The 21,912-nt window shown below is 37.6% G+C and carries 16 protein-coding genes; 10 read left to right on the top strand and 6 right to left on the bottom strand.

What is annotated here, in order from left to right:
- Positions 1 to 219: 219 nt before the first annotated feature.
- Complete coding sequence (locus QNI22_RS00350) at positions 220 to 4,266, top strand: PKD domain-containing protein (RefSeq protein WP_314508606.1); 4,047 nt, start codon at positions 220 to 222, stop codon at positions 4,264 to 4,266.
- 59 nt (positions 4,267 to 4,325) lie between these two features.
- On the opposite strand, the gene QNI22_RS00345 is transcribed toward QNI22_RS00350, so the two are convergent.
- From QNI22_RS00345 to QNI22_RS00325, 5 genes are all read right to left on the bottom strand, one after another.
- Positions 4,326 to 5,852, bottom strand: a complete 1,527-nt coding sequence (locus QNI22_RS00345; RefSeq protein WP_314508605.1) for a tetratricopeptide repeat protein — start codon at positions 5,850 to 5,852, stop codon at positions 4,326 to 4,328.
- A gap of 636 nt (positions 5,853 to 6,488) precedes the next feature.
- Positions 6,489 to 6,944, bottom strand: coding sequence for a hypothetical protein (locus tag QNI22_RS00340; protein WP_314508604.1), 456 nt, complete (start codon positions 6,942 to 6,944; stop codon positions 6,489 to 6,491).
- 65 nt (positions 6,945 to 7,009) lie between these two features.
- Positions 7,010 to 8,371, bottom strand: coding sequence for a hypothetical protein (locus QNI22_RS00335; RefSeq protein WP_314508603.1), 1,362 nt, complete (start codon positions 8,369 to 8,371; stop codon positions 7,010 to 7,012).
- A 124-nt stretch (positions 8,372 to 8,495) separates the two neighbouring features.
- Entirely contained in the window at positions 8,496 to 9,338 is an 843-nt protein-coding gene (locus tag QNI22_RS00330) for an anti-sigma factor family protein (RefSeq protein ID WP_314508602.1), read from the bottom strand.
- A 51-nt stretch (positions 9,339 to 9,389) separates the two neighbouring features.
- A complete protein-coding gene (locus tag QNI22_RS00325) occupies positions 9,390 to 9,992 on the bottom strand; it encodes an RNA polymerase sigma factor (RefSeq protein ID WP_314508601.1) in 603 nt (200 codons plus the stop codon).
- Positions 9,993 to 10,341: 349 nt separating this feature from the next.
- On the opposite strand from QNI22_RS00325, the gene QNI22_RS00320 reads away from it, so the two are divergent.
- From QNI22_RS00320 to QNI22_RS00280, 9 genes are all read left to right on the top strand, one after another.
- Positions 10,342 to 11,280: an ABC transporter ATP-binding protein gene (locus QNI22_RS00320; protein ID WP_314508600.1), complete on the top strand. Its 939-nt coding sequence runs from the start codon at positions 10,342 to 10,344 to the stop codon at positions 11,278 to 11,280.
- Between the two features lie 63 nt (positions 11,281 to 11,343).
- Positions 11,344 to 12,669, top strand: coding sequence for an ABC transporter permease (locus QNI22_RS00315; RefSeq protein WP_314508599.1), 1,326 nt, complete (start codon positions 11,344 to 11,346; stop codon positions 12,667 to 12,669).
- Between the two features lie 341 nt (positions 12,670 to 13,010).
- On the top strand, positions 13,011 to 15,632 hold the full coding sequence (gene clpB / locus QNI22_RS00310) for an ATP-dependent chaperone ClpB (RefSeq protein ID WP_314508598.1): 2,622 nt from the start codon (positions 13,011 to 13,013) through the stop codon (positions 15,630 to 15,632).
- Positions 15,633 to 15,798: 166 nt separating this feature from the next.
- Positions 15,799 to 16,593, top strand: a complete 795-nt coding sequence (locus tag QNI22_RS00305; RefSeq protein ID WP_314508597.1) for an amidohydrolase — start codon at positions 15,799 to 15,801, stop codon at positions 16,591 to 16,593.
- A gap of 40 nt (positions 16,594 to 16,633) precedes the next feature.
- Positions 16,634 to 17,005, top strand: coding sequence for a VOC family protein (locus QNI22_RS00300; RefSeq protein ID WP_314508596.1), 372 nt, complete (start codon positions 16,634 to 16,636; stop codon positions 17,003 to 17,005).
- Between the two features lie 10 nt (positions 17,006 to 17,015).
- Positions 17,016 to 17,744: an ATP-grasp domain-containing protein gene (locus tag QNI22_RS00295; protein WP_314508595.1), complete on the top strand. Its 729-nt coding sequence runs from the start codon at positions 17,016 to 17,018 to the stop codon at positions 17,742 to 17,744.
- Between the two features lie 302 nt (positions 17,745 to 18,046).
- Positions 18,047 to 19,612: a glutamate--tRNA ligase gene (gene gltX, locus QNI22_RS00290; RefSeq protein ID WP_314508594.1), complete on the top strand. Its 1,566-nt coding sequence runs from the start codon at positions 18,047 to 18,049 to the stop codon at positions 19,610 to 19,612.
- A 98-nt stretch (positions 19,613 to 19,710) separates the two neighbouring features.
- Positions 19,711 to 19,899, top strand: a complete 189-nt coding sequence (locus tag QNI22_RS00285; RefSeq protein ID WP_313985841.1) for a hypothetical protein — start codon at positions 19,711 to 19,713, stop codon at positions 19,897 to 19,899.
- A gap of 40 nt (positions 19,900 to 19,939) precedes the next feature.
- Positions 19,940 to 20,722 (top strand): TIGR00266 family protein, encoded by a 783-nt coding sequence (locus QNI22_RS00280; RefSeq protein WP_314508593.1) that lies wholly within the window; start codon positions 19,940 to 19,942, stop codon positions 20,720 to 20,722.
- An 88-nt stretch (positions 20,723 to 20,810) separates the two neighbouring features.
- Here QNI22_RS00280 and QNI22_RS00275 read toward each other — a convergent pair whose 3' ends face one another.
- Positions 20,811 to 21,842, bottom strand: coding sequence for a WD40/YVTN/BNR-like repeat-containing protein (locus QNI22_RS00275; RefSeq protein WP_314508592.1), 1,032 nt, complete (start codon positions 21,840 to 21,842; stop codon positions 20,811 to 20,813).
- Positions 21,843 to 21,912: the final 70 nt, after the last annotated feature.

The following is a 21,912-nucleotide window of genomic DNA, read 5'->3' as shown; positions in this document are numbered from 1 at the left end:
TTTTATCTGAAAACAACTTATTTCTTAGATATTCTTACAGGATTTTGTAAAGGTGCTATTCACGATAAATGACAGAACCTGTTAAGTGTATGTTTCCTCCAAATAACGCACAGCACAAGCCCTTTCCAACCTAGTATTTTTGTAATGAACGAAGCTCAAATGGAGAAACCTGTTTGATAGAGTGCATTGAGTAATCATTTGTTCCCAAATACTACAGCTGTGAAAACTAAAATTTTACTGATTACATTATGCCTTTGGGCTATTCAAGGGCAGTTGCTTGCCCAAACAAGGCATTTCACATTAGACAGATCACTAAAACGGACTGATTATGCGGCACACACAGTTGTTGTAAAATTACGATCAACTACCAGTGTAAATAGTCGTACAATACAGTCTTCTCCCAAAACCAATAGCACAATACAGAAGTTAGGAGTAAGTGAGATCAAAAAACTTTTTCCAACACAGCAAAGTACTAACACGGCAAAATCTCGTCTCCGAAATGGACAATCATTTGTCGATCTTTCGACAATCTATCAGATTGAACTACCAGAAAAACAAGATCTGGAGTCGGCCATAAACACATTACTATCAGATTCAACAATAGAATATGCCGAGCCTCTATATACAGGTTACCAACCTCTATATACTCCAAATGATCCTTTAATAACAACCGGAGCTCAGTATGCATTAAAAAATATAAAAGCCTATGAGGCATGGGATATTCACAAAGGAAGTCCAGATGTCGTTATTGGAATTATTGATTATGGCTTTGATGTAACACATGAAGATATAAAAAACAAGATTCAATATAATACAGTCGACCCTGTTGATGGTATAGATAATGATAAAGACGGATACATCGATAATTATGCAGGATGGAATATTATACAAAATTCAAATAATCTGGCAGCAAATAATCATGGTACAAGAGTGGCTGGATGTGCAACAGGACAAGCAAATAATGGTCTGGGTATAGCAGGAGTAGCAATAAACTGCCCATTTATTCCTGTAACGGGTTATGACCCCTATACAGGTGGTTTTGCCGGATATGCAGGTTTGGTATATCTGGCAGAAAAGGGGTGTAAAGTTATTAACTTATCATGGGGAAGAGTTGGTCCTGCTTCTTCCTTAGAGCAAGATGTCATTAATTATGCTGCTATTAATCATGATGTAGTCATCTGTGCATCTGCTGGTAATGAAGGTAGTAAAGTATCTCGTTACTGGTGGCCAGCTTCCTATGACAATGTCATTTCTGTGGCAGCAACAGGTTCTACCGATCTGCGATGGGGAACTCAAGGAGGATCAGCATTCAATGACAAAGTTGATCTGGCTGCTCCCGGACAGGATATAATTAGTCCAGTAGATGGCAATTCTTATAGTTATGATAGCGGTACATCTTATTCAAGCCCAATTGTAGCAGGAGCAGCAGCCCTGGTTCGATCCATGTATCCTGAGCTATCAGCTACAGAAGTAGCACAACGCTTAATTGCCACTACAGATGACATTTATAATTTAACAGGTAACAGTGAATACATCGGGAAGTTGGGTAGTGGACGTCTTAACGTATACAAAGCTTTGACAGCTACTGTTACCAAGGCAATAGCTCTTACGGGGATTAGTAGTATAAATGCAAAAAACCAACCATATCTACTTTCTGGTATAACAAATGAATTGACTGTAAACATCAAAAATGTAGCATCACCCTTAACGAATGCTCAAATCAGTTTGACATCTAATTCTTCCTATATTACTATATCCAATCCTACAATCACTTTCGGGCCTGTAGCTACTGGAGCCAGTATTGCCAATACAACTCCATTCCAAATTACAATTGGTAGTGACGTACCTACTAATACAGAAGTTACATTTACAGCAACAGTGACAGATGGCTCTTATACTAGAAGTTTTTCATGGACAACATTTATTAATCCAGATTATCTGGATATAGATATCAATAAAACCAAAATTACTACCACCAGTAATGGGAGATTAGGATTCTCAGATGCATATTCATTTTGGAGTTCAGGGATTGCAGCCAATCAGCAGGCAAAGGGGAATGGTATTCGTGTTCAGAATCAACAACTTTTGTTTGAAGCAGGATTGATTATTGCCACAGACGAAACCCATGTCTCAGATTGTATTCGTAATGAAGCTGTCGAATATAATACCAATCAACATTTTGAATCAGTTCGTAATGTAGACTTTCAGGACTATAAATTAACAGATGTTCTCACAGGAGGTATTATCCAGGAAAACTGGTATAAAGAGGATAGAATTGGAGTTCAAATACAACACCAGACATATGCGTGGAAAGATGCTCCTAATGATCAGTTTGTAATTGTTGAATATAAAATAACAAATAAGAGCGGTAGTAAACTTGATTCTCTATATACTGGAATATTTGCAGATTGGGAAATAGGAAACCGTAAACAAAACCAGGCTGGCTGGGACTCTGGCAGAAAATTAGGTTATGCATTTAACCCTACAGGCAGTTTCCCTTATGCAGGTGTCAGATTGCTTACAGAACAAACACCTAATTATTATGCTTTTGACAATACATCAGGAATAAACATCTTTGATGGTTTTACCAACACAGAAAAATTTCAGGCAATCAGCAGTGGTGTTGGACGTGCCCAAACAGCTACCACAACTGATGATATTGCTCATATGCTGGCAGCAAAAATTGAAAATCTGGCAGATGGAGATTCTGTAGTGGTAGCATTTGCGATACTAGGTGGTAATAATTTAGCTGACTTACAGAAAAGTGCAGATGCGGCTTTAGCCAAATTTATTGAAATCAATCGTAGTCCTAAACCTGTAATCGCCAATGTGACAACCTGTCGAGGTACAAAAGTTATGCTTACGCCCTCACCTGGTCAGACATTTAAGTTTTACCAAAAACAAGCAGATGGCACATTAAAAGCACTTTCCATAGGAAGCGAACTGGAAATAGACCATGTGGAGCAAGATACCACCTTCTTTGTAACCAATGCAGATTCTCTTTACGAAAGTGATCCTGTAGCTGTAAGTGTCAGTATATTCGAATCACGGTTCAAAATAAATAAAGATTCATTGGGAATAGCAGACAAGGATGTTCTGCAAATTACCAATATGACTTCAGATGCGGTGAAATGGGTATGGAATTTTGGAGATGGTACAACCAGCACAGAACAAAATCCTTCACATACCTATACAAAACAAGGTGATTATCGAATAACCCTAATAAGCGAAAATGCTAAAGGATGCCAGGATAGTGTTGCTCAGGTAATAAAAGTTTTCCCTGGAATTTTAAGTCCTAAACCGATAGTTCAGCCAGTTTCAATATGTGCCGGGGACTCGGTTGTACTAAGGCCATCTAATGGAACTGTGTATGGACTATATTCAACAAAGTTTGACTTGTTAGCTGTTGGGACTTCATTTAATCTTGGACGGATCTATAATGATACTATCTTTTATGTTACGGCATCCGACTATATTGTAGAGAGTGACCCTGTTATTGTAACTATAAAAATCTTACAAATTGACGCAGGATTCTCTATCAATAAAGATACACTTGATCTGACACTGAATGAGACGTTAAAAATCACAGATTCGAGTAGCAATGCGGTGAAATGGGTATGGAATTTTGGAGATGGTACAACCAGCACAGAACAAAATCCTTCACATACCTATACAAAACAAGGTACATATATAGTCTCTTTACAGGTAACCAATATTAATGGCTGTATTGATACATATTCAGATACTATTCAAGTTATTCGCACAGATATAGCTAACTTTTCTTTAAATAAAGACACACTTGATCTGACACTGAATGAGACGTTAAAAATCACAGATTCGAGTAGCAATGCGGTGAAATGGGTATGGAATTTTGGAGATGGTACAACCAGCACAGAACAAAATCCTTCACATACCTATACAAAACAAGGTACATATATAGTCTCTTTACAGGTAACCAATACTGTAGGAAACTCTGATACTCTTTCTAAACAACTTGTAGTTATTGGAAATATGCATCAACTAACAGATGCCATAAAAGTTGCACCTAATCCTACAACATCGTTTGTAAATATCACTCGTAGTCTTGGGCTGACAATAGAAAAAGTAAAAATGCAGATCTATAACTCTGCCGGAACAAAAATCTATGAAACTACCAATATCCCTTACGAATCTCAATTTGATTTCAGTACTTACAGCAAAGGTTTATATCTGATTGTTTTTTCAGGAGAGAATCAGCAATTAGTAAAAAGAATTATTGTTAACTAACTTTAAAAATAAACGAGAAGGGCTTTATAAGATATAAAGCCCTTCTCGTTTTGTGTGACTTACAATTCTATTTTCTCGCCATTCTGCTCATGCATTTGATATACTAATTGAGTCTTATTGGCTACTTCATGTATCATACGATCCAGTTCTTTTGCAGATGTATCAATATGACTGATAACAACCTGGTTAAAATCATCAGCAAGATTAGCCCGGTTATATAATGTTACCAACCCAAGAATTGAAGCTACTGGCCCTCGTATCTTATGGGCGTTCAGATAGGCTAACTCTGACATCTTTTGCTTCACTAATAATTGATCTATCTTTCTTTCCTGTAGAATGTTACGAATCAACAAGTAAACAATTATCCCTATTCCCAATAAAACTCCCAGAAAAAGGTAATGTTGCTGAGCATATTTAGTCAAGGCTTTCTGCGCTATCTGATGTACTGATGCCATCTGGGTATGTTTTTTTTCCAGATCATAATTTGCTTGCAGGGTAAAGCCAACTTTGGCATTCTCTGTCACCAGAATACTATCATCCACAGCATGAGCCACTTCAAAATAATACAAAGCCTTATTATAGTTTTTTAATTCTTTATGCTTCTTATATAACATAAGGCTTGCCTCTTTAACAATTTGTTTTGCACCACTTTCTTTAGCCAATTCCAAAGCCTTATCTGCTGCAGCTAATCCGTCAATAAGTTTGTCAGTAACAGTATAAACTCTCGATAACCCAATCAAATCCTGAGCAATAGCATCTTTTGCATTTAGTTCCTGGGCTATATGTAATCCCTGAGAATAATATTCATACGCCTTTATTGAATTACCTTGTTCCAAATAAATATCTGCCATATTCAATAAACAAGAGTGTACTCCTATCTTATCTCCTACTAACATGAATGTACTGTAAATCTTATTATATGTTTCCAATGCTTTTGCATTATTTCCCTGCTTTTTGTATAAGTAGGCAAAATTATCCAGGACTGTAGCTGCATCCTGATGAGAATCAGGTATAGAATGAAGTATCTTTAATGCTTGTGCATGACAATTGTAGGCTTTGGAAAAATTCTTCTGTTGTGTATGAACAATACCAATGTTACTTAGAGTGGCTGCAACACCTTTCCAATCATGTACCTCTTCTCTTTTCTTCAAAGCCTGTAGATAAAATTCCAGTGCTTTACTATATATCCCTAGCCCTACATAGGCAACGCCTATACTGTTTAAGTTTGCAGCGATTAGTTTTTCATTGTTTATGGTCTTACAGATTTCGAGTGATTTCAGAAAATATTCTTCTGACTTTTTATATTCTCCTTTCATCCGATGCGCAACTCCTATCCGATAAAGACTCAAAGCAATATTGTCGGCATTCTTCATATGACGAGCCAGAGCCAAGCCTTCTCTAGCCAGCACGATGGATGAATCAGGATCAGAAGTTTGGTATAATTCAGCTAACTCCATGAGGATGAAGCTACGTTGTTCAATCCCTGATCTTTTCAGGGATGCCAACAAACTATCTTTAACATTACTTTGCGCAATGGTATGCAAACAAAGAAAAGAAAGGATAATTGCCTGTAAATGTTTATTCATTTGATAAAAATTAAAGGAGCAGTGATTTTATTTACACACAAGTTAGTATTGCCTCTTTTAAAATAAGACTCTACTATTTTTTAAGTTTTCAAAACTAATCTTTATTGATACAAAACTGAGTAATAATAAAAAATAGTAACTCTTTATTTGTACTTGCGTTACAGCAAAATGCTTAGTATGCAATAATATACTGAGCATTAATAACTTATACACTCTATTCTATTAAAACCTTTTATCAATTCAGTAATATTTATTCAAAAAAATTTCCTTTATCCGATGTAAAGAAAATTTAATTATCGTTTATTCACGATTAACAATCAATAAAATGTTTTTTTCTCCCATGTGCAATAAATTCAGATCAGTTCTACAAACAAAAAACTATGTATCTATCAATCAACACATTACCTTTCAATCAGTTATATTACAATTAGACGCGATAAGGTAATACAAACCAGTAATAGCCCAAAATAATATAAATATATCACATAAACTTACATATGTATAGTATTCGCATATTCTGTCAATTATCAATTTCTTACGTTTTAAACATTTGTCTCATTAACTCAATACCAGAACAAACAAAAATACCCTGACTGATTCAGACAGGGTATTTTTGTTTGTTCTGGTATATCAGGCTCAAAACAACTGTTTTATCTTGTAGTTTTTTCCATTGAAACTAAATGTATCTCCTTCTTTTTTGCCTTTCATAACTGAGTAAATAGGAGCGTTGGTGGAAATAGCCATAAAATCCTCTCCATTTACTTTAAATGGAATACTTACACCAATAAAGAAATGAATGGAATCTGTAATGACTACTGCCCCTTTACCAACTTCTGCATTAATACCTACTTCATTGATGCTATCAAGCTGCACGAGTTCCTGACGCAGAAAATCCATATGTGGTTCCAATTGGCGACTATCCTCAATCATTTCTTCATCTTTTGATTCATATTTATCACTCCACCCTTCTTCATCGCTCTCTGTAGCATCTGTTATTCTCTGATCAATAGTCTGTTGAGCTACCTGTTCAGAAGCCTCTAAGGCTTTACGACAAGATTGGATAATTTGCTTTTTGTATTCTGTAAGTTCCATAATATGTTCTTTTTAGTATTTACAAAAACATTGTGCCTTTCTGATCCAAGGTACTATTAATCTTTCTATTTAGACCATTGATATTGAATATTATGTGATGAGGCTTTATGTTTTTGTTCACTAACTCTGACTTTACTAACTGCTTCTGCCAGAGTTAAACTTTGTTTATCATATTCATCCAATACCGTTTTTGGTACTGAAAGTTCTACTTTTTGTGGAAAAGTTTCTTTGTTCCAAGTATTAATAGAAATATTCACCACAAGTCGTTCGGTTGGAGCTAGCGTCCGAAGTGTACGACCATATTCAATCATATATGCTTTTACTTCATTAATAAAGTTAGCATAGTCTTGTACACTTGTCTGAGTATCCTTGTTTTTTCCGGTCTTCTCACTGGCAGCGGTAGTACCCATAACTTGTACAGGTTCTAAAGATTTATCTTCTTTTTTACTTTTATTCTTTGCTTTTCCTTTTTCAGATTTTGCAGAGGTTGTAACTTCCTCTTCTGATTCTGAAACTATTGTAACTGTACCACTTCCAGCAATTGCAGGTCTGGTAATGGTCATACTCTTGTGATTTGACCAGACATCACTACTAGTATTCATAGTAGCAACTCCATGAAGCTTTAAACTTCTATTGTAATTGACAGAGAAGTTATAAATTACTCCTAATCCTTTAAAAAATTCATATCTCTCCTTTGTAGTACTTTTTTCTAATCCATTGAAATACACAAAATTATTATCGGCTGTAACAAATGATTTATCAAACCCATTTCCGAAGAGATTAGTAAAGATCTTACCCATTATCTCGTATTCTGGTTTACTGGTTTTATCAATAGGTTCTATATTTACTTTGGTTTTAGCAGCCAGTTCCTGACCAGCCAATCTTGTGTCTTCCTGGGTAAACTCAAACAAAATACGTTCAGGTTTTGCTGTTTTGTCCTGAGAATTATACTTCCTCTCCTGGTCATATCTCTTATCGTAGTAAAAGAATATCTTCTCTCCTGGCTTTACAAAACCAAACAAATTTCCATAACTACTAAGAAATCCTTTCATAATTGTTATAATCTGTTCTTTTTCTATAACCTTAATAGCGGAAGGCGTTTTATTGGTATCATCATCATTATCATCGTCTTCATCCATATTAAATTTATAGTAGTAAGCATCACCATTAATGACTTTTACTCCTAAAGAATTTGTATAGGTAGGTGCAGAAATCAATAATCCAAATCCAGGAAAATAATGCACTTCTCCGTTTTGTGTTATTACTCGCTGTGATTTTTTATCAGGATTAGCTTCTTTAAAGTATTCAAGTAGAACTGTTCTCAGAACCTCCTCATCGCGTTGAAAACGGGTAGTATCTGCTACTTTCTGGGCCTGTGCAACAACTGAGTATAAAATCATTGTGATACATCCTGTAATTTTCAGCATATGATGCAGCTTATTTGTTATATTTTTTGTATATGATAGCATAGTAGTGTTTTTTATATTGTAATTGATAATTCTTCTTTTACTCCACTTATCTGGCGCCCAATAAGAAGAGTATCAAGATCATTTAATTTGCTTCTTTGTCTTTCTCACCTTCGTTTAATTTAGAGATTACCTGAGTCAATAGAAAATCTGTCTGTTGCTGTTTCTGATCTGTATTCTGTACAATGTTATTTAAGACAGCATTAATCTTTTGCAGATCGTCTTTGCGTTGAGTAGCCAGATAATCTGTAAGCTGGGATAACAATTGCTGAGAATATAGCTGTTGTTGTTGCCCTGCAGAGGATAGAAGCTGCTGCATCGTTTCGAAGTTTTCCTGTTGCAAATCATTCATCAGACCAGCCACCTGCTCAGATGTCAACCCTGTATGATGCTTTTGCAATATAGATTGCTGCATCTGAAGAGTATATATCTGACGCTGCAGCTTTTGCTCTAATAAAGCAATTCGCTTGAGAGCAACACTATCATTAGCTATAGTATGTAGCTGTGAGAGTTTTGCTGTGTCTGATTTATTAATCGAAGCCAATGTACTTGTTGGTACCATTTCCTTTGTACTAGTTTCACTATCCTTTCCCAATCGTATAGATAGTTCATTGTTGTGTAAGCTTATTCGTATATTCATCCATGCAATACTATATAGTATTCCTACAAAGATGGCAGCTGCTACTGCCCATTTCTTCCATTTTCCTTCATACGTTTTTGTTTGTATTTTCTGCTGTTTCCAAAAGATGGGTTCTTCAATTGACTCATCTTCTACTTGCTGAAGTTTCACTCTGGTAGCAGACAACCGCTCCCACTCCTGTCTCGCAGGCTCATTTTCTTCCAGATATTGTTTTACCTGAGCTGCTTCTGCTTCATCAAGCTCACCATACAAATAAGCAATCAGCGTATTTTTAGTAACACTTTTCATAATCTTTATTTATCAACTTTTAATCTTACTGAATAGTAGCTTTAGAGTATTTTAGAAATAGATCATATCTTTGGTTACCTTCCATTTCTCCAATTGCTTCCGCATGTTTTCCAGACCATAATACATTCTGGATTTAACAGTGTTTTCGGATACGTCCAATGCAGCAGCAATTTCTCTGAATTTTAATCCCTCATATTCTTTCATAATCACAACTACACGTTGTTCAGCAGGCAATTGATGTAATGCTTTTAGGACATATTCTGCTGCTTCTGTTCGCTCTGTCTCTACATCTGCTTCAGCAACCCATCTGTCATCAATAGAGATTTCTTTGTCATTATCAGAATCCCGTTGCCAGAAACTAAATGAAAACATTTTTTTTCGTTTCTGCTTTCTACTCTCCTGATGACAACAATTGGTAGCAATCCGATACAACCAACTACGAAATTGCTCAACCGATTGAAGTCCGGAAAGATTTTTATGAACAGTTATAAACGTTTGCTGGGTAATGTCCATAGCCATATCATGGTCAGCAAAATATTTATAAGTGAAGTTGTAAATGCGTGGATACCAATACTTCACCAACCGGTTAAAGTCCGCTTGGCTGCCTTGCTGGGCTTGACGTATCCACGAATCAGTGTAAAGTTTAGGTTCCAAACAGAATCAGATTGGTTAAAATATACTCTGTAGATGCCCAGTGATGCAGAAAAGTTTTAAGGAAGATAAAAAAAGTTAAGAAATATTCGTTCTCTATAGGCTAAGATGCTAATTCTTGCCATTGACTACTCTCATGAGTTCTGTTCTTTTGATCAGTCAAATACAATGGAGACATAATCGGTGTTACAAGTATTCTATTGATAACCATACAAATCAACAGATTATTTATATACCTTTCCGAAAAGGTTACCCTAGCGATCGTTTTTCATTAAAGAATGATTTCCCTAATTTGCCAAAGTTTCCTGAACCCAGGCAATACATCCTTAACTTCTCTAATTGAGTATTTTCTATGAGTCTTCTCTCGGCACGCCATATTACGAAACGTTATGCAAACCACACCGCCCTTAATGATGTAAGCATTGAAATTCCCAAAGGCAGCATTTTTGGATTGCTAGGTCCCAATGGTGCAGGTAAAACCTCACTAATTCGCATCATTACACAAATCACCGCACCAGACAAAGGTGAAGTCCTGTTTGCAGGAGAAAAACTATCCCCTGCCCATATTAAGCGTATTGGATACCTGCCAGAAGAACGAGGCCTCTATAAGAAAATGAAAGTAGGCGAACAACTACAATATCTGGCACAACTCAAAGGTATGACGAAGCGAGAAGCGACAGATAAACTCAAACAATGGTTTATTAAATTTGATATAAAGGAATGGTGGAATAAAAATGTAGAAGACCTGTCAAAAGGGATGCAACAAAAGGTACAGTTTATTGCTACAGTACTACATGAGCCCGAGTTGTTAATACTGGATGAACCTTTCACTGGATTTGATCCGGTAAACGCCAATTTAATAAAAGATGAAATCATACAAATGAAACAAAATGGCTGTACCATCATCTTTTCAACCCACCGTATGGAATCGGTAGAAGAAATGTGTAACTACATCGCATTGATTCATCAGTCTCAAAAAATACTGGATGGAGCTACCAAACAAATTAGACGACAATACCGAACAAACACCTATGTACTAGAAGGAGAAGGCTCTCTGGGAACACTCCCGCCAGAATTTCAACTGCTCGATCTGCAACAACTCGAAGAAAATCATATAAAGGCATCAATTAAGATTTCTAATGAAGCTTCACCAAATGATTTATTGCAGATTCTGATACCACAAATTCAGATTCATTCATTCATTGAGAATATTCCTTCCATGAATGATATTTTTATCCGAAGTGTCACAGGAACGGGAACAACCATTGAACCATCTGCTATTACTGTTTGATAGTTTTACTCAACCATCTCTGTTCTTGCAACCTGTCAAACAATTAAACCAAACACCTCAAATATGAGAATCATCTCCCTGATTATACAACGCGAATACCTGGTACGTGTCCGCAAAAAGTCTTTTCTAATCATGACAATATTAGGTCCTGTTCTCCTTGCATGTATTTACATTGTTCCAGCCTATCTGATGTTACGTGAAGGAGAAAAAAGAACCATTGCTGTCATCGACGAGAGTGGTTTGTTTAGCCAAAGCTTTGAAAACAACAAAAATATTAGCTTTGCTCCTATCAATACATCTTTGGCAGTTGCAAAGGAACAAGTTCGACAGGATAAGTATTACGCAGTACTCTACATCCCAAAATCTATTTTGGATAAAACGCATAATCGGGAAGTTGAACTTTTTTCCAAAAAAGGTGCCAGCATTGAAGTCGAAGATAAAGTACAGGAAACTATCCAAAAAAAGATACAGGATTTACAATTGAAACAAGCCAATATAGATACAGATTTGTTAAAACAGATTGAATCGTATGAAATAGCTGTCAATACCGCCAATCTGGAGGAAGAAAAAGAACAGGAGAGCAATGTAATCGCCTCTTCTATTGTTGGATATATATCAGCCTTCATCATCTATATATCTATATTCCTTTATGGTGTACAAGTAATGCGAGGCATTCTGGAAGAAAAGACTAACCGAATTGTAGAAGTCATGATTTCTTCTGTTAAACCCTTTCAGTTAATGATGGGTAAGATCATTGGTATCGCATTGGTGGGCCTGACTCAGTTTCTTTTATGGTTATTACTAGGGTTTGGTATTATTTATGGAACAGCCCAAACTCTGGGTATAGATCAGCAAACCATGATGCAGCAAGTTGAAAATCGCCAACCTGGTCTATCACAATTGAAAGAGGTTCAAAAGAAACCTGGTTTGCAGGCAAAAGATATTTATAAAGGCTTGGCAACTATTAACTTTACCAAGATCATTGCTTGTCTGCTTTTTTACTTTCTTTTTGGCTATCTGATGTACAGTGCATTATTTGCAGCAGTCGGTGCCGCCTCTGATGCAGATACAGATACACAGCAGTTTATGTTTCCTATTAGCGTTCCACTTATCTTTTCTATTGTAATAGCTACCTATATTGTTCAGAATCCAGATAGCTCTATTGCCTTCTGGACATCGATAATTCCTCTTACTTCCCCTATTATTATGCTTATTCGACTGCCATTTAATCCACCGTTGTGGGAAATTGGTTTATCTATGGCTTTATTGGTGGGGGGATTTCTAGGTACAACCTGGCTGGCAGCTCGTATTTACAGAGTAGGAATTCTTATGTATGGAAAAAAGGTAAGCTACAAAGAGCTTTCAAAATGGCTTTTCTACAAGGGATAACTTGCTAATCATCTTTTACAGAAAGAGGGTACTTCCGGTCAAGTATCCTCTTTTTTTATTCCCACAAAGGTAATTTTTCATTTGTACTGACAATTATACTTCATTTCTATATAAGGTGAACCAAAAATGCCAAAATGACTGATTATCCTCAAAAAATAGAAGAAAACAGACATATTTTCAGTTTCTTAAGGAATGGATTTTTATTTGATAGATAGATAGTGTCCTGAATTTGTAAGAAATTAAAAATAAAGTGGTGATACTAATCATTCTATTTGTTTACAAAGGATAAAATACTATAACTTATGAAAACTATAGCTATCAACCCTAGAAATTAAACCACTATGAATTTTAACAAATATACCGTTAAATCTCAGGAAGTCATTCAACTGGCTTCTGAGATTGCCTTAAGCCATGGCCAGCAAGCCGTTGAAACTGGTCATTTGCTACAAGCCATACTTCAATCTGATGAGAATCTGATTGGCTTTTTGTTAAAGAAACTAAATGTCAATCAAAAAGCATTAGAGACACGTCTGAACGAAATAGTTCATGCCTATCCTAAAGTAAGTGGAGGGAATCCTTATCTGGGTAATGATGCAGCTGCTGCCCTTCAAAAAGCAGAAGGTATGTTGGGTGAATGGGGAGATGAATTTGTATCTATTGAACATATTCTTTTGGGCCTTTTTGCAGGCCGTGACCGTACAGCACAAATACTAAAAGATGCAGGTATTAACGAAAAAGCATTAAAAAATGCGATTAAAGAATTACGAGGAGGAAATAAAGTGACAGATCAGCATGCAGAAGGTAAGTACCGTTCATTAGAGAAATATTCTATTAACTTAACTGAACGAGCACGACAAGGTAAAATAGACCCTGTAATTGGTCGTGATGAAGAAATCAGACGGGTGTTACAGATTCTATCACGGAGAACCAAAAACAATCCGATTCTGCTTGGAGAGCCTGGTGTTGGTAAGACTGCCATTGTTGAAGGATTAGCACAGCGGATCGTTAATGGAGACGTTCCTGAAAATCTAAAGTCTAAGACATTAATGTCTCTGGATATGGGACTTTTAATTGCAGGCGCGAAATACAAAGGTGAATTTGAAGAACGTCTAAAGGCTGTAATAAAAGAAGTTACAGACTCCAATGGTGAAATCATCATGTTTATTGATGAGATACATACACTGATTGGAGCTGGTGGTGGTGGAGAAAGCGCAATGGACGCAGCCAACTTATTAAAACCTGCATTGGCTCGTGGTGAATTACATGCTATTGGCGCAACAACCTTAAAGGAATATCAGAAGTATGTAGAGAAAGATAAAGCATTGGAACGTCGCTTTCAGGCTGTATTTGTAGATGAGCCTAGTGTACAGGATGCCATTTCTATCCTTCGGGGTATCAAAGACAAATATGAATTACACCATGGTGTTCGGATTAAAGATGATGCAGTAATTGCATCTGTAGAATTATCAAACAGATACATCTCGGATCGCTTTCTGCCAGATAAGGCTATTGACTTAATGGATGAAGCAGCTTCCAAACTCCGGATTGAGATGGATTCTCTACCTGAAGAACTGGATGAGATCAACCGTCGCATTATGCAGCTGGAAATTGAACGGGAAGCGATCCGTAGAGAAAATGATAGAGATAAAGAAGCTATTCTATCCAAAGAACTGGCAGAACTGAATGAACAACGGGATAGTCTGAAAGCCAAATGGCAGAATGAAAAAAGTCTGATCGATGAGATTCAAAAAGAGAAAGAAGATATTGAAAAGTATAAAGTAGAAGCTGAACAAGCAGAACGTTCCGGTGATTATGGAAAGGTGGCAGAGCTTCGCTATGGAAGAATTGTAGAATCCCAAAAGAAGCTGGAAGAGCTTCAGAAACAAGTAAAAACTCTTGATCGACCTCTGTTGAAGGAAGAAGTCACATCTGAAGATATTGCAGAGGTGGTAGCGAAGTGGACAGGTATCCCTGTGTCTAAAATGCTACAAAGCGAACGAGAAAAGCTATTGCATCTGGAAGAAGAGCTAGGTAAACGAATTGCAGGACAAAGTGAGGCAATCGAGGCTGTTGCAGATGCCGTTCGTCGTAGCCGGGCCGGATTGCAAGATCCTAAACGTCCCATTGGCTCGTTCATATTTCTTGGTACTACAGGGGTTGGTAAAACCGAGGTAGCTAAAGCCCTGGCTGAGTATCTGTTCAATGACGAAAATGCGATGGTACGTATTGATATGTCAGAGTATCAGGAGCGCCATGCGGTAAGTCGTCTGGTAGGTGCGCCTCCCGGATATGTTGGATATGATGAAGGAGGACAGTTGACTGAAGCAGTTCGCAGGAAACCATACTCTGTAATCTTGCTGGATGAAATTGAGAAAGCCCATCCGGATGTATTTAATATTCTGTTACAGGTATTGGATGATGGTCGGTTAACAGACAACAAAGGCCGGATAGCCAACTTTAAGAATACCATTATCATTATGACATCCAATATGGGTTCTAACATCATTCAGGATAACTTTGAGAAGATGGAAGACTGGAATCGTGAGAAGATCATTGAGGATACCAAAGAGCAGGTGATTGATTTACTCAAGAAGATGATTCGTCCGGAATTCCTTAACCGGGTAGATGAAATTGTAATGTTCCAACCTCTGGCGAAGAAAGAAATCCGGAAGATTGTGGACATTCAGTTCCGTCAGATCCAGAAACGGTTGGCCGAAAGCGGAATCCATATTGAACCGAATAATGAGGTACTGGATGTACTTGGAGAAAAAGGATTTGACCCACAATTTGGGGCACGGCCTTTGAAACGAGTAATGCAACGGTTAATACTCAATGAACTATCAAAAGATATCCTGGCAGGTAAAATAAACAAAGATGATGTGGTCGGAATGTTTTATGATGAAGAAAGTGATGCTATCAAATTCTTCAATGTTGAAAGTATCCCTGCAGAGTTAGATAAATAAACTCAACAACTCAATACTATAATCCCCGGCATATACTGTCGGGGATTTTTAGTTAAGAAGTTGTCTAAAATTTCATTGGGATCTTTTCTCTTCTCTGTATTTCTCAGAGAGAATAGTATATTTGCTAACCACATCTTTGTACATCATCTGCTACTCACTAAATAGTATGGAAAACATTCGGATTACGTTGATTCAAACAGCTTTACATTGGGAAAACCCGGGAGCTAACACTCATTCTCTGGAAGAAAAAATCAGGAATATACAAGAACCAACAGATCTGATTGTCCTACCTGAAATGTTCAGCACAGGTTTTACAATGGATGCTCCGGCAGTGGCAGAACCAATGAACTTTACAACATTCAAATGGCTCAAGATGATGGCAGCCTCCATGAATGCAGTTATTACGGGCAGCTTTGTGGTAAAGGAAGATGGAAATTTTTACAATCGGTTGGTGTGGATGCGTCCGGATGGGAGCTACGAAACGTATGACAAACGCCATTTATTCCGTATGGCGAATGAACATGAAACCTATAGTGCAGGTACTAAAAATATTTATCCTACGATAAAAAACTGGAAGTTTCTGCCACTGGTATGTTATGACCTCCGCTTCCCAGCTTGGAGTCGCAACAAACATTTAGCTTCTCCATCTAGTGGGTATGATTGTCTTATCTATGTAGCAAACTGGCCAGAAGCTCGACGCTTGCACTGGAACACATTATTACAGGCAAGAGCTATTGAAAACCTGAGTTATGTGGTCGGTGTAAACCGGGTTGGAACTGATGGAAAAAATATTCCATACAGTGGAGATTCTGTAGTAATCAGTCCTCGTGGAGAAAAATTATTTCATGCCGAATATGAGGAAGTAATCAAAACTATTGAACTAGATTGGAATGATCTTCAAACTTATCGTGAGAAATTTCCAGCCTATCTGGATGCCGATACGTATGAGATTAAAATCTAGTTTGTAATCCTGATGTCTTACTTAGCCAATATATTTTGCCATGAGTATTTCACTTGCGTGGTTTGAGATTCCTGTTACAGATCTTTCCAGAGCCAAAATATTTTATGAAACAATCTTTGATATCAAGATTCAACTACTTGACTTGGGGGCGTTAAAAATAGGCAGTTTTCCTGCCTCTCCGTCAGGAGTTTCCGGAGCATTATGTCAACATGCAGAATTTTACAAACCTTCGTTTGAAGGACCAATGATTTATATAGATGCAAATCCGGATCTGAGTACTATTCTCAATAAAGTAGAATCAGTAGGTGGCAAGATACTCTTTCCCAAACGCCTCATCTCGCCAGATCAGGGGTATACAGCTATTTTTATCGATACTGAGGGAAATCGTATAGGACTTCGTTCCAAAAACTAATTTGTCCTCCATGCTTGTTCCTTCTGAAATAACGCTCTTCATTCCCTACAAAGCGGATACAGAAAGATTATCTGTTACTGCAGTCTGGCAAAATATGGGTGGACAGGTTATTCAATTAGATCGTTTCTGGGAAAAACCCGTTGCTCTTCCTACTCAAAAAATTGCCATTTACGGAAATGACACTTTTTCACTAGTTGTAGCCCAACTATTTGCGCTTCAACTTATCTCTCCTGACAATTTTTTACTCACAAAGCTTTCTCCAATCTGGACAAAAAGACAAATACACACTCAGTCATTAGAATCTATTACAGACAATCTCTTTCCAGCATTTATTAAGTCGGTTGTTCCCAAACAATTTAAAGCAGCCGTTTATCAAACAAAAGCAGACCTTCTAACAGAAACAGATGGACTTGCTCCTGATACACAATTGCTGATTTCAGAAATTGTAGCAATAGAAGCAGAAGCACGATGCTTTGTATTGCATCATACACTTAAAGATATCGCCATTTATGAAGGCACCACATCTTTGGAAACGGGCAAAGATTTTATTCAGGATTTTTTAGATAACGTTCCTGACTTACCAGAAACATTTGTGGTTGATCTGGGATATTCCTCAATTAAAGGCTGGTTCATTCTGGAATTTAACGCTAGTTGGGGTGCAGGATTGAATGGTTGTGATCCGGAAAAAGTGATTGAATGTATTATAGCAGCTACTATAAATCCATCAGAGTTTGTCTAAATTATTTTTAAAGAAGCGAAAAGAGCAGAGTTTGTAGCGAGCCATGACTATTTTTCAGTTCGTAGCAAAAGCTACGGACTGAAAAATAGGCGAAGGTGCAGCACAAAAGATGCCTTTGAAGCCTTTATAAAATAGTTTGGACAGCCTCTAAAAAGGCATATTTTTTATTAATACAGAGATTCTATTAGATTTTCGCTCTATTCCTCTTGTCTATTTTGTAGCTTTGCCACCGATTTAGAAAACCCAGAGTTGCTAACTCTGTAGCAATATATCATTTCCAGATTTATTTACTTATCGACTACATGGAAGTAAGAGTTCGTTTTGCACCTAGCCCAACGGGGGCTTTACACATTGGTGGGGTTCGTACAGCCCTATTTAACTATCTGTTTGCAAAGAAAATGGGCGGAAAAATGTTACTCCGCATTGAAGATACTGATCAAAAGCGTTTTGTACCCGGAGCGGAAGAATATATTATAGAATCACTAAAGTGGGTAGGTATTCATATTGACGAAGGACAGGGCGTTGGAGGTCCACATGCCCCCTACCGCCAGTCTGAACGGAAAGAAATTTATCAGAAATATGTACAGCAATTACTGGATGAAGGGAAAGCCTATTATGCCTTTGATACAGATATAGAACTTGAGGCTATGCGTCAGCGCTTAAAAGCAGCAGGAGCAGCCAATACGTCCTATAATGCATTGACACGTACCCAAATGCGTAACTCTCTGACATTGAATGAAGATCAGACAAAGCAATTAATTGATGCAGGAACGCCGTATGTAATTCGGATTAAGGTTCCTATGAAGGAAGAAATCCGCTTCAAAGATTTAATTCGTGACTGGGTGGTTGTACATGCCAATACATTAGATGATAAAGTATTGATGAAGTCAGATGGATTACCTACCTATCACCTGGCCAATATTGTAGATGATCACTTGATGCAGATCACCCACGTGATTCGGGGTGACGAGTGGCTTCCATCTGCTCCTTTGCATATATTATTGTACAAGTTCCTTGGGTGGGAAGCTCCTCAATTTGCCCATTTGCCGTTGATTCTAAAGCCTGATTTATTGGATGAAAAAGGTAAAATTATTGAAGAACGACATGGAAAACTTAGCAAACGGGATGCCGATGAGATGGGATTCCCAATCTTCCCATTAACATGGAATGGAACAAATGCCGATGGTGAAGATATTACATCTGTTGGGTATCGGGAAGCAGGATATTATAAAGAAGCACTAATCAATTTCCTTGCTTTACTTGGCTGGAATGATGGTACAGATAAAGAGTTATTTTCACTGGATGAATTGATTGACAGCTTCACATTGGGAAGAATACATAAAACGGGGTCTAAATTTGATATTCGGAAAGCCAAATGGTTTAATCAGCACTATTTGCGTCAAAAACCCGATTCAGAATTAGCAGAAGGACTAATAAATGCCTTACAGCAAAAAAATATCACTTGTTCTCAGGAGAAAGCAAGTAAAATTGTTCATCTGATGAAAGAACGGGTTACCTTTCCTCAGGAAATTCATGAACAAATAGAATTCCTCTTCCAGGAACCAGCAGTGTATGAAGAATCGGTTGTACAAAGCAAGTGGAATCAGGAATCTGTGACTCTATTAACAGCATTTAAAGATGAATTGGTTACTATAACAGAGTTCAATGCAGAAATAGCCAAAGCAACGCTGCATACAGTCCTGGAAAAGGCAGGAGTCAAAATTGGAAAAGTTATGCCAGCACTTCGATTAGCATTGACAGGCGCTGGACACGGACCTGATCTTATGCAAATCATGGACATTTTGGGAAAAGAAGAAACCAGTAACAGAATTGAAAAAGCTATTGATAAATTAGTTGTGATAGGTTAAACAAGAAATTTGTATATTCAGTATCCTGTGCCTGTGTTAAAAACCAAGGCACAGGCTTTTATCAAAATTCTTTATACTTCTTCTAATCCTTTACAGTCATGGCAAAAAAGAAAGAAAATTCCGAAAATAAACCCAAAGTTCATCCCGAACTAGATGGATTGGAACTTACGGTCAATACATTTGGTGAGATTACAGCCAACTACGACATTGATAAAATCAATGAGTTTCTCAATAGAAAGGTAGATGATAAAAAACTAAGAAATCGCAAAGACAAAAAAAGCAGTTAAAGCAACCTTAACCTTTTTATAAAAACAACTATCTAACCTCATGCAATCACACGAAATTGACTACAAAATCATTGGTGAAGACATTCAGATTGTAGAAATTGAACTGGATCAAAATGAAACTGTCATAGCAGAAGCAGGTGCAATGGTTTATATGCACGATGGTATTCAGTTTGAGACGAAAATGGGAGATGGATCACAGGCCAATAGTGGATTTATGGGTATGCTTAAACAGGTTGGCTCCCGCTTACTCACAGGTGAATCTCTTTTCATGACTCACTTCACCAACCGAGGCTATCAGCGTAGCAAAGTTGCTTTTGCAGCCCCTTACCCTGGTACCATTCTGCCTATTGATTTGGCACAGATACAAGGTAATACACTAATCGCTCAGAAAGATAGCTTTCTGTGTGCAGCACTAGGTACCAAAATTTCCATTCACTTTAACAGGAAACTTGGTTCCGGTATTTTTGGTGGAGAAGGGTTCATTCTGGAAAAACTACAAGGTGATGGACTGGCCTTTATTCATGCAGGTGGTGTAGTAATTGAGAAATATCTTAACAACGAAACTTTACGTGTTGATACAGGTTGTGTGGTAGCATTTGAACCTAGTATCCAGTTTGATATTCAGCAGGCAGGAGGTTTACGTTCTATGATGTTTGGAGGAGAAGGTCTCTTTCTGGCAACCTTACGTGGTACAGGCCGTGTATGGCTACAATCTATGCCTATATCCAAACTAGTAGAGGCTCTTGCTCCTTATGGACGTAACAGCAACAAAGAAGGTGGTTCTATTTTAGGTGGCCTGGGTAATTTACTGGATGGTGATTAGTTGTTTGCAAAACACCATTTATAATACAAAAGCCTCTTGGTAGAGGCTTTTGTTACTTTTGAGAATTTATAGTTACATGCAGTTCTTTCTATTTTGGCTCCTGATTCAGAATAACATCGTTAAACTTTACAATTTGCCCCTTCCCTCCTACAGCCCAGCCAACCTTTCCAGCAAAGCTAACAGCATGTAAAGCTGAGTCGTCAATTTTAGTCCAGGTCTTACCCCAATTCATTGAATAACAAGTACCTGATGGACCTACAGCCACCAACGTATTTTTATTGTAGATAGCAACTCCTTCTTTTAAACCAGCAGGAATAGTTTGCGAAGCGGCTGTCCAGGTCTTACCTCCGTCTTTCGTTACATTGACATTTAGAAAAGCCTCTTTTACATCTTCGTAATTTCCGCCAATGGCGATACCAGTTTTGGCATCCAGAAAGCGTACACCAAATATGCCAGATGTTTTTCCTGCCTTTATGGTTGTCTCTGATACTTGCCAGGTTTGGCCCTGATCTGTAGAATAAAAAACTCTTCCACCATTTTCTCCACCCGTACCAATCCAAGCGTTTGTATTTCCCTGCACTACTAAGGCTGTTCCACTGGCGGCAAACGCAGCTTCACCACTTTTAACAGCAGGAATATTCTCAGGATTCATCCGTTTCCAGGTTTCCCCTCCATCAGAAGTAGTAATAATATAGAATTTGCCGTCTATCGGATCACTAAAAGCTATACCGTATTGTCTATCCCAGAAATCTATGGAATCAAAGAAAACGCCCTTCTGATCTGTTGAATAGACCAGCTTCCAGCTAGCTCCCCCATCTATAGTCTTGTATAATTTTGCCTTTCCTTCTGATCCATCGCCTGCACTCATAATAACTGCTGTTTGGGCATCAAACGCATGAATATCTCTGAAATCAAGTTGGTCAGCACCAGGAACGGATAGCTTCTGCCAGGAGACACCACCATCTAATGTTCGGAGTACTGTACCTCCGGAGCCACTAACCCAACATGTATTTTTATCAACAGCACTTACCGTTCGAAAACTCGCCTGGGTATTACTGTTCTGGACTATCCATTGTGCAAAGGTTGCCTGACAAACAAAAAAGAGTAGGATATATTTCATTGGTAAAATAGATTAAGCCCTCAAAATAGTATAAAATGATTGTTTCTACAATAAAGAGGAAATGCCTGAA

Origin of the sequence: Xanthocytophaga agilis, assembly GCF_030068605.1 — a bacterium.
GTDB lineage: Bacteria > Bacteroidota > Bacteroidia > Cytophagales > 172606-1 > Xanthocytophaga > Xanthocytophaga agilis.
The sequence above is the reverse complement of the archived record's forward strand: the minus strand, read 5'-3'. Positions and strand labels throughout refer to the sequence as shown.